Annotated in this window: 11 protein-coding genes and 1 pseudogene; all 12 read right to left on the bottom strand. The window is 61.9% G+C overall.

What is annotated here, in order from left to right; translation table 11 throughout:
• Nucleotides 1-228 precede the first annotated feature (228 nt).
• The 12 genes and pseudogenes from RCH10_RS22675 to RCH10_RS22620 all read right to left on the bottom strand — a co-directional run bounded on the left by RCH10_RS22675 (nucleotide 229) and on the right by RCH10_RS22620 (nucleotide 13,367).
• Nucleotides 229-1,221 carry an ABC transporter ATP-binding protein gene (locus RCH10_RS22675; protein WP_409054175.1) on the bottom strand — a complete coding sequence of 331 codons (993 nt, stop codon included), beginning with the start codon at nucleotides 1,219-1,221 and terminating at the stop codon, nucleotides 229-231.
• Nucleotides 1,218-2,252, bottom strand: a complete 1,035-nt coding sequence (locus RCH10_RS22670) for an ABC transporter ATP-binding protein (RefSeq protein WP_409054174.1) — start codon at nucleotides 2,250-2,252, stop codon at nucleotides 1,218-1,220. The genes RCH10_RS22675 and RCH10_RS22670 overlap by 4 nt, the downstream gene beginning before the upstream one ends.
• Nucleotides 2,249-3,136 (bottom strand): annotated as a pseudogene (locus tag RCH10_RS22665) (ABC transporter permease). Before RCH10_RS22665 ends, RCH10_RS22670 begins: the two are co-directional and overlap by 4 nt.
• 11 nt (nucleotides 3,137-3,147) lie before the next feature.
• A complete protein-coding gene (locus RCH10_RS22660) occupies nucleotides 3,148-4,080 on the bottom strand; it encodes an ABC transporter permease (protein WP_409054173.1) in 933 nt (310 codons plus the stop codon).
• A gap of 25 nt (nucleotides 4,081-4,105) precedes the next feature.
• The gene (locus RCH10_RS22655) at nucleotides 4,106-5,698 is read right to left on the bottom strand and encodes an ABC transporter substrate-binding protein (protein ID WP_409054172.1); all 1,593 of its coding nucleotides are present in this window, start codon (nucleotides 5,696-5,698) and stop codon (nucleotides 4,106-4,108) included.
• Between the two features lie 31 nt (nucleotides 5,699-5,729).
• Entirely contained in the window at nucleotides 5,730-6,746 is a 1,017-nt protein-coding gene (locus RCH10_RS22650; protein ID WP_409054171.1) for a succinylglutamate desuccinylase/aspartoacylase family protein, read from the bottom strand.
• A gap of 651 nt (nucleotides 6,747-7,397) precedes the next feature.
• Nucleotides 7,398-7,556 carry a hypothetical protein gene (locus tag RCH10_RS22645; protein WP_323499585.1) on the bottom strand — a complete coding sequence of 53 codons (159 nt, stop codon included), beginning with the start codon at nucleotides 7,554-7,556 and terminating at the stop codon, nucleotides 7,398-7,400.
• 164 nt (nucleotides 7,557-7,720) lie between these two features.
• On the bottom strand, nucleotides 7,721-8,575 hold the full coding sequence (locus RCH10_RS22640) for an NAD(P)-dependent oxidoreductase (RefSeq protein ID WP_323499586.1): 855 nt from the start codon (nucleotides 8,573-8,575) through the stop codon (nucleotides 7,721-7,723).
• Between the two features lie 3 nt (nucleotides 8,576-8,578).
• Complete coding sequence (locus RCH10_RS22635; RefSeq protein WP_409054170.1) at nucleotides 8,579-9,583, bottom strand: transketolase family protein; 1,005 nt, start codon at nucleotides 9,581-9,583, stop codon at nucleotides 8,579-8,581.
• Complete coding sequence (locus RCH10_RS22630; RefSeq protein WP_409054169.1) at nucleotides 9,583-10,422, bottom strand: transketolase; 840 nt, start codon at nucleotides 10,420-10,422, stop codon at nucleotides 9,583-9,585. Before RCH10_RS22630 ends, RCH10_RS22635 begins: the two co-directional genes overlap by 1 nt.
• A gap of 44 nt (nucleotides 10,423-10,466) precedes the next feature.
• Nucleotides 10,467-12,347 carry a TRAP transporter large permease subunit gene (locus tag RCH10_RS22625; RefSeq protein ID WP_409054168.1) on the bottom strand — a complete coding sequence of 627 codons (1,881 nt, stop codon included), beginning with the start codon at nucleotides 12,345-12,347 and terminating at the stop codon, nucleotides 10,467-10,469.
• A gap of 9 nt (nucleotides 12,348-12,356) precedes the next feature.
• Nucleotides 12,357-13,367, bottom strand: coding sequence for a TRAP transporter substrate-binding protein (locus tag RCH10_RS22620; RefSeq protein ID WP_409054167.1), 1,011 nt, complete (start codon nucleotides 13,365-13,367; stop codon nucleotides 12,357-12,359).
• Nucleotides 13,368-13,467 lie beyond the last annotated feature (100 nt).

Below are 13,467 nucleotides of genomic sequence, written 5' to 3'. Positions count from 1 at the left end.
TGCGTTCACCGGGTTAAAGACTCGGTCACGCAAGCCGACCGTCCTGCGACGCTCCGTGATTCGAACATCGGCAAGGCTGCAACCACGCTTTGTCTGCACCGCTGCACCGCTGCACGGCTGCACGGCTGCACGGCTGCACGGAACCACCTTGACAGCAATGCGGGACTCCCTGCGGCGTCAGTGCTGCGTGAAGGCGCGGCCAAGCGTTCTCGGCACCGCCTCGCCCCCTCAACGAAAATGGCAGGCGACCCATCGCTCGCTGTCTGCACTGCCGCGCGTCGACAGCGGCGGCGCATGCGTCGAGCAAACCTCTTCGGCCATCGGGCAGCGGGTGTGAAAACGGCAGCCCGAAGGCGGGTTGGCTGGACTGGGTGGGTCACCGCGCAGCAGGCGCACCTCGCGTGCCGTGCCTGGACGCGGATCCGGTGCGGCGGACAACAGCACTTCGGTGTAAGGGTGAGCAGGCGCGGAAAAGATGGCTTCGCGAGCACCCATTTCGACGATCTGCCCGAGGTACATCACTGCAACGCGGTGGCTGATGTGTCTGACAACGGCAAGGTCGTGCGCGACGAACAGATAAGCCAGACCCATCTCCTCCTGCAGGTCCATGAGCAGGTTGATGACTTGCGCCTGCACAGAAACGTCCAACGCCGAGACAGGTTCGTCGCACACGATCAGCCTGGGGCCCAGGGCCAGTGCGCGGGCAATGCCGATCCGCTGGCGTTGTCCTCCGGAAAATTCACTCGGGTATTTGGCTGTCGCCTCCGGGCGCAAGCCGACCCGCGCAAAGAGCGCGTCGACACGATCACGTCGCTCTGTCTTCGAGCCCACACCGAAGCTGCGAAGTGGCTCTGCGACGATTTCGCCCGCAGACATGCGTGGACTGAGCGAGGCGTACGGATCCTGAAAGATGATTTGCAGATCCTTGCGCCGCTGTCGCATGGCTTGCGCGTCCAGCGAGAGCAGTTCTGTTCCCTCCAGGCGGACCGAACCCGACGTTGGCTCGACGAGACGCATCACCGATTTTGCAGTCGTGGTCTTACCGCAACCGGACTCGCCCACCAGCGCCAAAGTTTCGCCACGCCGGATCGAAAAGGAAACACCATTGACTGCTTGCACGGGGGCTCGCGTTTTCCCGAGCCAGCGGCGCGGCGGTGCGTAGTGTTTGTGAAGGTCAGTGACCTGCAGCAGCGGTGCGTGGTTCATGTCGAGGGTCTTCATGCGAGCTGCGCCATAGGGGCCTGGGAGGTCATGCCGATGCGTCCTTCTTCCACCGCGAAACAGGCGACCCCTTGGCCGTGGCCCTGTTCGCTCTTGACGGGGATTTCGACACGGCAGCGTTGGGCCGCGTGCGGGCAACGCGGTGCGAAGGAGCAGCCCACGCGCGGCTCAAGAGGCGACGGCACAAGCCCCGGTATCTCGTTGAGGCGTCGCGCATTGCCGGACATCGCCGGCATGGAGGCCATCAAGGCGCGGGTGTAGGGGTGCAGGGGCCGAGCGAAGATCTCGGCGACCGGACCCTCCTCCACTTTGCGTCCCGCATACATGACAACGACATCGTCACAGCTCTCCGCCACCACGCCGAGGTCATGGGTGATCATCACGACACCCATGCCACGCTCTTGTTGAAGTCGCTTGATCAGCGCGAGGATCTGCGCCTGTACCGTCACGTCCAGCGCTGTCGTCGGCTCGTCGGCGATCAGCACTTCCGGGTTGCAGGCCAGCGCCATCGCGATCATCACGCGCTGACGCATGCCTCCGGACAGCTGATGCGGGAACTCGCCGGCACGGCGCTCCGGCTCGGGTATCTGGACGGTGTGCAGCATTTCGACCGCGCGCGCCCAGGCCGCTTTCGCGTCCAGCGCCTGGTGGACGCGCACCGTTTCGGCAATCTGGCGGCCGACTGAGAGAACCGGGTTGAGGGAGGTCATCGGATCCTGGAACACCATCGAAATGCGGTTGCCCCGGATCCGTCGCATGTCCCGTTCCGACAGGGTCAGCAGGTCGACGCCACGCAGCCGGACCGATCCGCTGATGCGAGCGAGCGGCGTGCCCAGCAGTCGCATGATCGAGAGCGCGGTCACGCTCTTGCCGCACCCCGATTCGCCGACCACGCCCAGCGTTTGCCCGGCACGGACCGTGTAGCTGATGCCGTCGACCGAGTGCGCCGGCCCGTCGAGCGTGTCGAAACGGGTGCGCAATCCGTCGACCTCGAGCAGCGTTTCGCCAGCCTTCGAATCGATCCGTTTCATAGCTGCCTCGCCAGGCGTGGGTCCAGCACGTCCCGCAATCCATCGCCCACCATGTTGATGGCGAGGACCGTGGCTGCCAGGAACGCACCGGGCCACAAAATGATGTGAAAGGCGACGGCAATGTAGTTGCGGCCTTCGGCCATCATGTTTCCCCAGCTCGGAGTCTGCGTGGGAATTCCGACACCTAAGAAGGACAAGGCGGCTTCGATGAGCACCGCCGACGCAGCAACGAACGTGGCCTGCACGATGAGCGGTGCCACCATGTTGGGCAGGATGTGGCGCCACAGGATGGTTGGCAGGCGTGTGCCCACAGCGCGTGCGGCTTCGACATACAGCCGTTAGCGCAAAGTCAGCGCAAGCGATCGCACCAGTCGCACCACGCGCGGCGTCTCGGGGATGGTGATGGCCACGACCACCGTCCAGATGCTGGGCTGGGTAATGGCCATCAACGCGATGGCCAGCAAGATACCGGGAATCGCCATCAGGCTGTCCATGAGGCGCATCAGCAAGCCGTCCAGCTTCGGCATGAAGCCGGCCACCAGGCCGAGAAATGCGCCTACGCAAGTTGCAAGAACGCTCACGCAAAAGCCCACCAGCAGCGACACGCGCCCCCCCCACAGCGCACGGCTGAAGACGTCCCGACCCAGAGCGTCCGTCCCCAGCCAGTGGGTCGCGGAGGCCCACTGAAGACGGCTCATCGGATCCATGTCCTGCGGATCCAGCGGTGCGAGCCGCGGCGCTGCAACCGCGGCGAAAATCAACATGGCCAGAAGCACCAGACCCAGTACCAGCGTCGGGTTCTTGCGCAGCCATCGCAGACGCGGCGGGACAAACGGGGTATTCGCCTCAGGTGCGAGCTGCAGGATATCGACAGAGGAAGCCATCAAGTCTCCAGTTATTGAATGCGCGGATCGAAGAGCCGGTAGCTCAAGTCAATCAGCAGATTGACCAGGACATACACGGCAGCCGACACGAGAAGAACGCTCTGCAGTACCGGGAAGTCGTGGCGTTGCACCGAGTCGACAACGAGGCGACCGACGCCAGGAATGGCAAAGACCGTCTCCACCACCACCACACCGCCGATCAGCAAGGCCACCCCGGCGCCCACCGTGGTCGCAATGGGTACGGCGGCATTGCGCAAGGCATGCAGCAAAACGGCGTTGATGCCCAGGCCCTTGGCGCGCGCTGTGCGGATGTAGTCTTCACCCAGAACTTCCAGCACGGTGGCGCGTGTCATGCGCGTTATCAGCGCCACGTAGACCAACGCCAGGTTGATGCACGGAAGGGTCAGGGCGATCAGCCAGCCTTTCGGGTCTTCGGCGAATCGCACATACCCCTGCACCGGAAACCAGTGCAGTTGCACCGAAAAGGCAAAGATGAGCAGATATCCCACCAGGAAGGCCGGCAAGGAAAACGCAAGGACTGCAAAGAGCATGACGCAGCGATCCACCCAGCTGCCAGCACGGTAGGCTGCGAGTACGCCCAACGGAATGCCGACACCCATCGCAAGGACGATGGTGATCACGGCGATCGATGCCGTCGGTTCCAGTCTTGCAATCAAGAGCTCTGCGACGGGAACCTGCGTGAAGATCGATGTCCCGAGGTTGCCGGACACGACCTGGCCCAGCCATGTGAAGAACTGCACCCACAGCGACTGGTCCAGCCCCATGGACGTACGCAGTCGCGCAACATCCTCGGTGCTGGCCATGTCGCCGGCCACCAGTGCCGCTGGATCACCGGGGGCAATGTGGATCAGCATGAAAACCAACACCGCAACGAAGAGCATCACGGGCAACGTGGCTGCGATGCGCCGGAGTGTGTAGTTCATCCGAGCGGCCCAATGGGGGTCGTGGTCACTTGCTCAACATCCAGAGCGTGGGCACATCGGTGGTGACCTTTTCTGCGCCGTTGACCGATTTGCGAATGGCGAAGGCGCCCGCGTACTGGCCCAGCGGAACGTAAGGCACCGTTTCGAAGGCGCGGCGCTGGAAGCGCTCCAACAGCTCGCGAGATTTTCCCGGCACCGTCTCGCTGATCCAGGCGTGGCGCAAGGTGTCCAACTGCTCGTCGCACGGCCATCCAGGCATGCTGTTGCCGCAGGATGCGCCCAGCATGAAGTTGGTGAGCGGCGAATCGATGCTCGACTCGACAGCGAAGGTCGCATAGGCGCTCCAGCCACCCTTGTCGACCGGATCCTTTTTGACTCTGCGGCTCACGATGGTGGCCCAGTCGCTCGTCTGGCCCTCGACATTCATGCCCAGGCTTTTCATGGTCTGGATCGCGATCAACGAGGCGCTGTTCAGGTTGGCGTAGTCCGTGGGCACCAGCACCACCACCTTTTCCCCCTTGTAGCCAGATTCGGCGAGCAATTGTTTGGCTTTGACCAGATCGGGCTTGCTGTAGGCCTCGGATCCAGCGGTCGTTCCATTGGGCTTGCCGCAGACAAAGAAGCTCGCGCAATGCTTCAGGCGCATGTCGAGCGAATAGCCCATACCCGCCATGAACCGTTCCTGGTCGACCGCCAGCAGCATGGCTTGCCGGACCTTGGGATTGTTGAATGGGGGCTGCAGGTTGTTGACGATCAGGTCTGCCTGGTAGGCGCCAGCCGCCCCGACACGTACCGCCGGATCGAGCCGCAGCGGCGCCACGTTGTCAGGCGGCACCAGTTCGAGCATGTCGACTTCGCCGGTCTTGAGCGCGGCCGTGGCTGTGTTGGCGTCGGGCAGGATGATCCATTCGATGCGTTCGATAGCCGCCTTTTTGCTTCCGGCCAGAAAATTGCCCGCCTCGCTGCGTGCCACGTAGGCTGCGTTGCGCACAAAGACCACCTTGTTGCCGGGTGCCCATTCAGCCCGTCGGAACGTATAGGGGCCCGAGCCATTGACATCGGTCACCGGGCCGTTGCCCGCAGCGGCAATGGCCTTCTCGGACATGATGAAAGGCGCGTGACTCGATACCTTCGACAGCGCCTCCAGCACGAGTCCGAACGAGTCCTTCAGGGTCAGCCTGAAAGTCTTGTCGTCGACGGCTTCCCATTGCGCGCCGGCTACCACCATGGCGCGTCCGTAGCTGTCCTTCTGCGACCAGCGGCGCAGTGAAGCGACGCAGTCCGCGGCCTTGACGGGAGCCCCGTCGTGAAACTGCAACGCGTTGCGCAAGGTGAAGGTCCACTGCAGGCCGTCTTTGGACTTGGTGTATCTGTCAACCATTTGCGGCCTCGGCACGCCCTGCTCGTCTTGCCCGAAGAGCGTGTCGTACACGAGGTAGGCGAAGTTGCGCGTGACGTAATTGGTCGTGAAAACCGGATCGAGTACCTTCAGATCGGCCTGCGGCACAAAGCGAAGCGTGTTCGACGCGTTCGCTTGTGCGAACGACGGCGAGCTTGCAAGCAGTGAGGCCGCAGCCAAGGTCGCTGCGGCAGCCGCGCTGGCAAACAAGTGTTTCATTGAAGTTCCGAAAAAAGTTGGAAAAGAATGTTCAGGCCCATGCCGTGTCGGCGGCCAGGTGGACCACGCAGTCGCCCGCCTCGACGCGCGCCAGCGGTCGGATGCATACCACCAAGCCGGAACCTCGAAAGTGCAGCGCTGTTGGCGCGTCGGTTGGCCTGTGTGGGTCATGGATGTGCCCGGCCAGTTGGCCTGCCTTCACTTCGTCGCCCAGCTGGAAAGCGGGCTCAAAGATTCCCTCGGCATTCGCAAACACGTAATGCGGCGCCCCTTCCACTCGCAGGTACCGAGTCGGGCGTGCAGCCGCTGCATCCGGCGCCCCTGCCCCATCGACCATGCGCATTTCCACCAGCAGCCGGCCGATGCCTTCTTCGACAATGGTCACGCCTTCAATGCTGCAGGCGGCCGCGCCGCCGAACTCACCGCACAGGAAGAAGATGCCTTGCCGTTCCACGGCCGCACCGTAGGTCCGGTCTTCTCCCAGCAGATCCATGATCATTGCGCGCGGCGCTCCGAAGGCCTCGACAAGCCCGCGGTATTCAGAATTGCGTCCCGGATCGGCTGGTGGGGACGCAAGCAAGGTGGGCAAATAGTTGGTGGACAGCCCCCCCGCGTGGATGTCGAGCACCACGTCCGCCAACGGAAACAGCACCGTGTCGAGGTAGTGCGCGATCATTTCGGTCAGCGTACCGTTGCGCTTGCCTGGAAATACCCGGTTCAGATTCGCGCCATCGATCGGTGAAAGACGTGTGCCTGCCAACAGTGCCGGATAGTTGAGGCCCGGGATCACGATGATCCGGCCACGGATCGACATGCTGGCCATGCCCCGCATGAATTTCATCAGCGCTACGGGACCTTCGTACTCATCGCCATGGTTTCCGCCAGTCAGTAGCAACGTGGGGCCCGGAGCGCCGTTGAGCACTGCCATCGGCACAGGAATGTGCCCATAGCCGGACCGGTTGTGCGAGTAAGGCAGGCGCAAATGGCCCGTCTGCAAACCCGCCTTTGAGTAGTCGATATCGGTGGTAATTAGGGAGGGTTGTGTCATGCGGCTCGAATCGAGAAATGTGTCGCTGGTGCGTCGCTCAGATGACGGACTTTGAAAGAATTTAACGATAAAAACTATTGCCTTTTTTTTCGTGATTGATGCCTTTGAGGCATCAGATTGCCGCAGTTAATTCCATCAGGGACCGCAGGCACAGCCTGCACTTGAAGTCCGGATGCATGGCTGTAATCGTTACCTTCGAGCCGTCGTGAACTGAGAGCTTGGCAAACCGGGGGCGTCCATGCATGGCACTTCGGGATGAAGGCGCATATCGGGGTCGACGCGCAGTCCGGGCTGGTGCATACATTGGTGGGCACAGCGGCCCTACCTTGGGCGCGCACGCGAGGACCTCCTGGAGCGGGTGGCGGACACTCGCGTGCGCTGGGTCGCGGGTTAAATGCGGGTATCGAAGGCACGGCTGTGCAGGGAACGCGTGCGAGATCAACAGGTTCGACTGGCTGCTTCCGGGCCATGAGCCGACCTTCGACCCAAGCTGTCATCGCACTAGGAAATCACAAGCTATGGCTTATCGCTTCACAGGATTCTTGTCGCCAGGATTGGACAGAATCGCGAGACCAGCAGTATTACCGTAAGCGGAAGTCAATGGAATGAACGCCCCTACCCGTAACCGCATCCAGGTGGGAGTGGCAAAATTCAGGGGCGCATCCCATAAAATCGCAGCAGCAGCCACTTCTCGCACGATTCCTCCAGCCCGTTGCGTTTCATGCGCTGACCGACGACATAGTGGACTGCAGATTCAGCATCGGCACTTGAGATTGGCAGGCCCTGCGCGCATCGTTGCTGGTAGTTCACCAGGTACTTCGAACAGCCTCGCAGATACCGAATGAGCCGACCTAACCCCGCTCGATGCAACCTGCGTCTTCAGTCCGACGAGCTTCACTTGTCATTTGCTCGACGGATTTGCTGCTGTGCGATCAGCAAAGTAAAATATCAAGGGCCTGACAAATTCATGAAAGTCAGGTCGTACTGAACCAAGTTTCAATGACCCGACTGTCATCGCGCGCCGCGAGTCCTGCCTCAGCTGCCATACAAAAGCGCTCGTGAGCGATCGACAGCAATGGAAGTTGTGCGCCGCAAGTCTCGCCTGCCGCCATCACAAGACCGCTGTCCTTGACGAAGATATGGACCGTGCTCGTTACTTCCACATCGGTGCCCGCCACCATGCGCGGGCCACGATCAGAAAGCATCCAGGACCCGGCCGCACCGCCTTGCACCAGACCCAGGACTACCGCAGGATCGAGGCCCAGCAGGCGTGCCAGATTGAGCGCCTCGGCGGCCGCAGCGATGTGCACTGAACAAAGATGTTGGTTAACCACCTTGATGCTCTGCCCATCGCCGAGTCGTTCGCCCGTCACACGAACCGTGCCCATGGCCTCCAGCAACGGCCTGGCTGAAGCCACGTCGGGCGGAGAGCCCGCGGCGAAGATCACCAATTCTGCGGTTTTCGCGCGCGCCACTCCTCCTGTCACCGGGGCGTCGACGACACGAGCGCCTGCACGCTGAAGCGCTTCTCCCTGTTCACGCACGGACTGGGGCCCGACCGTCGACATGATGATCCACAGCATGCCCTGCGCTGCCGTGCCGACGCGCTCGACGAGCATCGCCAGTTGATCGGGCGTTGCGACCATGACCACGACCGCATCGGCAGGCGGCGCCTCGGAAAATTCGCGGACGGTTTCGATCCCCTGAGCCATTGCGAGCGCCAGGACTGCGTCCGAGACATCGACACCGGTCACAGCATGTCCTGCCGCCTTGATCTGCAGGGCCATCGGCAAGCCGATCGCGCCAACTCCAATGAATGTCACTTTCATGGCTCAGACCCAGTTCTTGATTTGCCGGCTCATCGTCTGAGTCGAGATGCCGTAGCGGTCGTGCAGGGTTGGCAGCGCGCCCGCATCAAGGAACGCGTCCGGCAGGCCGATCTGGCGGAATGCCGTGCTTACGCCCGAGCGCATCAACAGGCCGGCGACCGCCTCGCCCAGTCCACCGATGACAGAGTGGTTTTCCGCAACCACGACAAGCCGGCCCATGCGCCGTACTTCCGCCAGGATCGTCGCCTCGTCGAGCGGCTTGATGGTGGGCACATGCAGCACCGCAACCTCGATGCCATCGGCCTTCAGCTGATCGGCAACTTCCAGAGCGCGCATGGTCATGAAGCCGCTGGCGATCACCAGCACGGCATTGCCGTCACGAATCAGCTTGGCCTTGCCGAGCTCGAACTTGTAGTCGTACTCGTCGAGTACCAGCGGCACGTTGCCGCGCGGCAGTCGCATGTAGACGGGGCCCTGATGGTCGGCCATTTGCGGCACGGCCTGTTCGATGTCGAGTGCGTCACACGGGTCGATGATCGTCAGCCCGGGAATGCAGCGCATCATGGCCAGGTCTTCGGTTGCCTGATGACTCGGGCCGTAGCCTGTGGTCAAGCCGGGCAGTGCACAGCAGATCTTGACGTTGAGGTTTTCTTCGGCAATGACCTGGTGCATGAAGTCATAGGCGCGACGGGTGCCGAATACGGCATAGGTCGTGGCGAAGGGAATGAAGCCTTCCTTGGCCATACCGCCCGCGGCTGCCATCAGCAGCTGCTCGGCCATGCCCATCTGGAAGAAGCGCTCCGGGTACTCCTTGGCGAAGAGGTGAAGGTCGGTGTACTTGGCCAGATCGGCCGTCATGCCCACGATCTCGGGTCGGTTGCGTGCCAGCTCGACCAGCGCCTTGCCGAACGGGGCCGCCGTGACACGCTGGCCTTCGCTCGCGATCGAGGCAATCATGGCCGAGGTGGTGAGCCTTGGCTTCTTTTCAATGGTGGTGAGGGTGTTCATCACACGGCTCCTTCGGTTTGGGTGCTGTCGACATGAGCGATGGCCTGTTGCCACTCTGGCGGATCGACACGGATGAAATGATTCTTCTCGCGTACCTCAAGGAACGGCACACCCTTGCCCATCAACGTGTCGAACAGGATCACGCGCGGTTTGTCTTCCTGCAGCGCACGCGCTGCATCGAACGCAGCGATGACGGCAGGCATGTCATTGCCGTCGACGCGTTGCACATGCCACCCGAACGAGGCCCATTTGTCGGCGAGCGGCTCGAAGCCCATGATCTTTCCGGAAGGACCATCGGCCTGCTGGTTGTTGATGTCGATCAGGCAGATCAGGTTCGACAGGCGATGGTGCGCCGCGCCCATGGCAGCTTCCCAGGTCGATCCTTCGTCCAGTTCGCCATCGGACATCGAGTTGTAGACGAACGCCGGGTTATTCTTCAAACGCAATCCCAGCGCCATGCCGACCGCGATGGGGAGGCCCTGGCCGAGCGAGCCGCCGGACATTTCCATGCCGGGCGTGTACGTCGCCATTCCCGACATGGGCAGGCGGCTGTCGTCGCTGCCGTAGGTTTCGAGTTCTGCCTCGGGAATGATCCTGGCGTCAATCAGTGCTGCGTAAAAGGCGATGGCGTAATGGCCATGCGAGAGCAGGAAGCGGTCACGGCCCTCCCATTTCGGATCCTCGGGCCGGTAGGTCATTGCATGGCCATAAGCCACGGCGAGCACGTCGGCCCAGCCAAGCGCCTGGCCGACGTAGCCCTGCCCTTGAACTTCCCCCATACGCAATGCGTAGCGGCGGATGCGGTAAGCGCTTTGTTGAAGCGCAGATAAATCAGACATGGTGAGCTCCTTGCAAAAATGAACAGTGGCCGGGGGGATGCTGGTCAGAGGAATCCGGTGGAGATCCACGGGATCGCCGCCACCAGGACCGTTCCGATGAACAAGGCAACCATGTAGCCCACGATCGGCTTCATTCCCTCATTCGGATGGATCCGGCTGATCGCGCAGGCCGCGTAGTAACCCACGCCAAAGGGCGGCGCGAACAGGCCGATGCCCATCGACAGGGTCACGACCATGGCGTAGTGCACTTCGTGAATGCCGACCTGGCGGGCAATAGGAAACAACAGAGGTCCCAACAGCACGATGGCGGGGATGCCTTCGAGGACCGACCCCAGGACGATGAAAGCCACGACAGACACGGCCATGAACGTCACCGCACCGCCTGGCAATGCCTTCATCGAATCGGCCAGCGCCGTCGAAAAGCCGGACTGTGTCAGCGCCCAGGCCATGCCGGTGGCCGCACCGATGATGAACAGGATGGCGCCCGACAGTGACGCGGTGCTCACGAGCATCGGGTAGATCCGCTTCCAGTCGAACTGCCGATACACGAGGAGTCCGGTGATGACGACGTAAACGATGCCAATCGTCGACACCTCCGTGGCGGTGGCAACGCCCTCCACCACTGCGGCACGAATGACGACCGGCAGCGCCAGCGCAGGAATGGCAATCAAAAACGATTTGCCGATCTCACGCCGGGTCGCGCGTCGCACGCCGGTCAGGTCCTCGCCCCGATAGCGCCACCAGACCAGTGCGGCCAGGGTCGCACCCACCACGACACCGGGCAGCAGGCCGCCGGTGAACAACGCTGCAATGGACACACCTGTTGCCGACCCGATGGTGATGAGCACCAGCGAGGGCGGGATCGTCTCGGTCTGCGCACCCGTCGCGGACAGCAGGGCCACCAGGTCGCCCGGCTTGGCGCCTCGTTTGCGCATTTCCGGGAAAAGGGCCGGTGCCACGGCCGCCATGTCTGCCGCCTTGGAGCCCGAGATGCCCGAGACCAGGTACATCGCACCGATCAGCACGTACGACAGTCCGCCGCGCACATGCCCGAGCAAATTGGCCAGGAAATTGACCATGGCGCGTGCAATGCCGGTCATCTCGATCAGCAGGCCCAGCAGGACGAACAGCGGGACGGCCAGCAGGATGAGGTGGCTCATGCCTTCGTCCATCCGGCCAACAATGACCATGGTCGGCGTGTTGGTCGTCAGTGCGATGTAGCCGAACGTTGCCAGTCCAAACGAGAAAGCAATCGGCAGACCCAGCAGCACCATGGCACCGACGCCGAACACGAAAAACAACATCAAGTTCCAGTTGCCCAGCTTCATGAGCAGCGGCCCGATCAACGTCATTGCGCCGATGACGATTGCCACCAGACCCAATGCCAGGAATGCCTCTTTCAACCGGGCAAAGCGGAAGATCTGGATGATTCCGACCAGCAACATCAATCCCAGCCCAATGGGCAGTGCAGCAGCTCGCCAGGAGTTCGGGATGCCCATCGCCGGTGTGGTGACGAACGCCTCGTCCGAGGCAAACTCGTAGGCCGGGTGAACAACGAACGCCAGGAAGGCGACGGCTGAAGCGATCGCGATGAGATCGAGAAAAGCTCTCTTGTCAGGTTCCATTTTCCCGACAATGGCTGTCATTCGCATGTGTTCACCGCGCTGGAAAGCGACAATCGATCCGAGCATGGCCAACCAGAGGAAGAGGATCGATGCCAACTCATCGGACCAGACCAGCGGCGTGTGCAGGACATACCGGCTCGTCACACCCATCAGCAGCACAATCACTTCGGCCAGCACCAGCAACGCGGCCGGAAGTTCAACCAGTGTGGCCAGAACCTTGTTCAGTGTTTCGAGCCACGCAATGGGCGCACGCCGCAGCGACCCGGCTGCGGCCCCGGACTCTTCACCAGGAGTGTTCATGGCCTGTTATCAACCGAGTTTTCCCGAAACTTTTTCCAGCAGATCCCAGGGCACAGTGCCGTACTTCGTCTTCCACTCGCTGTAGAAGCTGGTGCCAGCGAGCTTCTTGCGAAAATCCTCCTGTTCCACGTCTACGAAGTTGATCCCCTTGGCCTGGAGATCGGCCTTGAGGCTTCCGGTCAGTCGGGCGATGTCGGCGCGCTCGTCGGTGCCGGACCTGTCAATTTCGCGCGTGATGATTTGCTGGACTTCCACCGGCAATTTCTGAAACGCGCGCTTGTTGCCCAGCACCCAGTAGCCATCCCAGACATGACCGGTCAGGCTGCATGTCTTTTGTACTTCGTAGAGCCGCGCCGTGGAGATGATGGCAAGCGGGTTTTCCTGGCCTTCCACCACCTTGGTCTGCAAGGCGGTGTAGAGCTCGTTGAAGTTGATGGGCGACGGAGCAGCTTCCAGGGCAGTGAACAGCGAGGTCAGCGGGGGAGCGGGCGGCACCCGCACCTTGAAACCTTTGAGGTCCGCAGAGGTCTTGATCTCGCGCGTCGAGGAGGTGATGTGACGGAATCCGTTGTCCCAGATCTTCGAGACGGTGAAGATGGGCGTCTTGGCAATCTCGGCCCGGATATAGGCGCCCAAGTCACCGTCCATGGCCTTCCACACATCGTCGTAGTTTTTGAAGGCGAAGCCAACGCTGGTGATGCCCGAGATCGGGACGAAGGTCGCCAGGATCAGCGAGGACAGGTTGAAAAACTCGACCGAGCCATTGCGCACTTGCGACAGCAGGTCCGTGTCGCTGCCCAGCTGATTGGCCGGAAACAGTTTGATGTTGACCCGCCCTGACGTGGCTTCGCGGATGCGGTCAAGTGCCTCCTTGGCCCGCAGATTGACCGGATGGGTCGGGTCCTGCCCGGTCGCGTATTTGAGTTCGAACTCGGCTGCATCGGCACGGTGCGAAATGATCGAGAACAGCGGCAGGGCAGCGGATTGAGCCAGCAAGGCGCGACGAGTCAGTGTGGTCATGGTGTGTGGTCTCGTGGGTTCGAATGTGTGCTGTTCGAGCGCAGCACTTGCAGGTGAATTTCAACAAGATGCCCCGGCTGGGTGTAGCGTCACCAGCCGC

Origin of the sequence: Variovorax sp. GrIS 2.14, from assembly GCF_046115955.1 — a bacterium.
Taxonomy (GTDB): Bacteria; Pseudomonadota; Gammaproteobacteria; order Burkholderiales; family Burkholderiaceae_C; genus Variovorax.
This window is presented reverse-complemented; position numbering and strand designations above follow the sequence as displayed.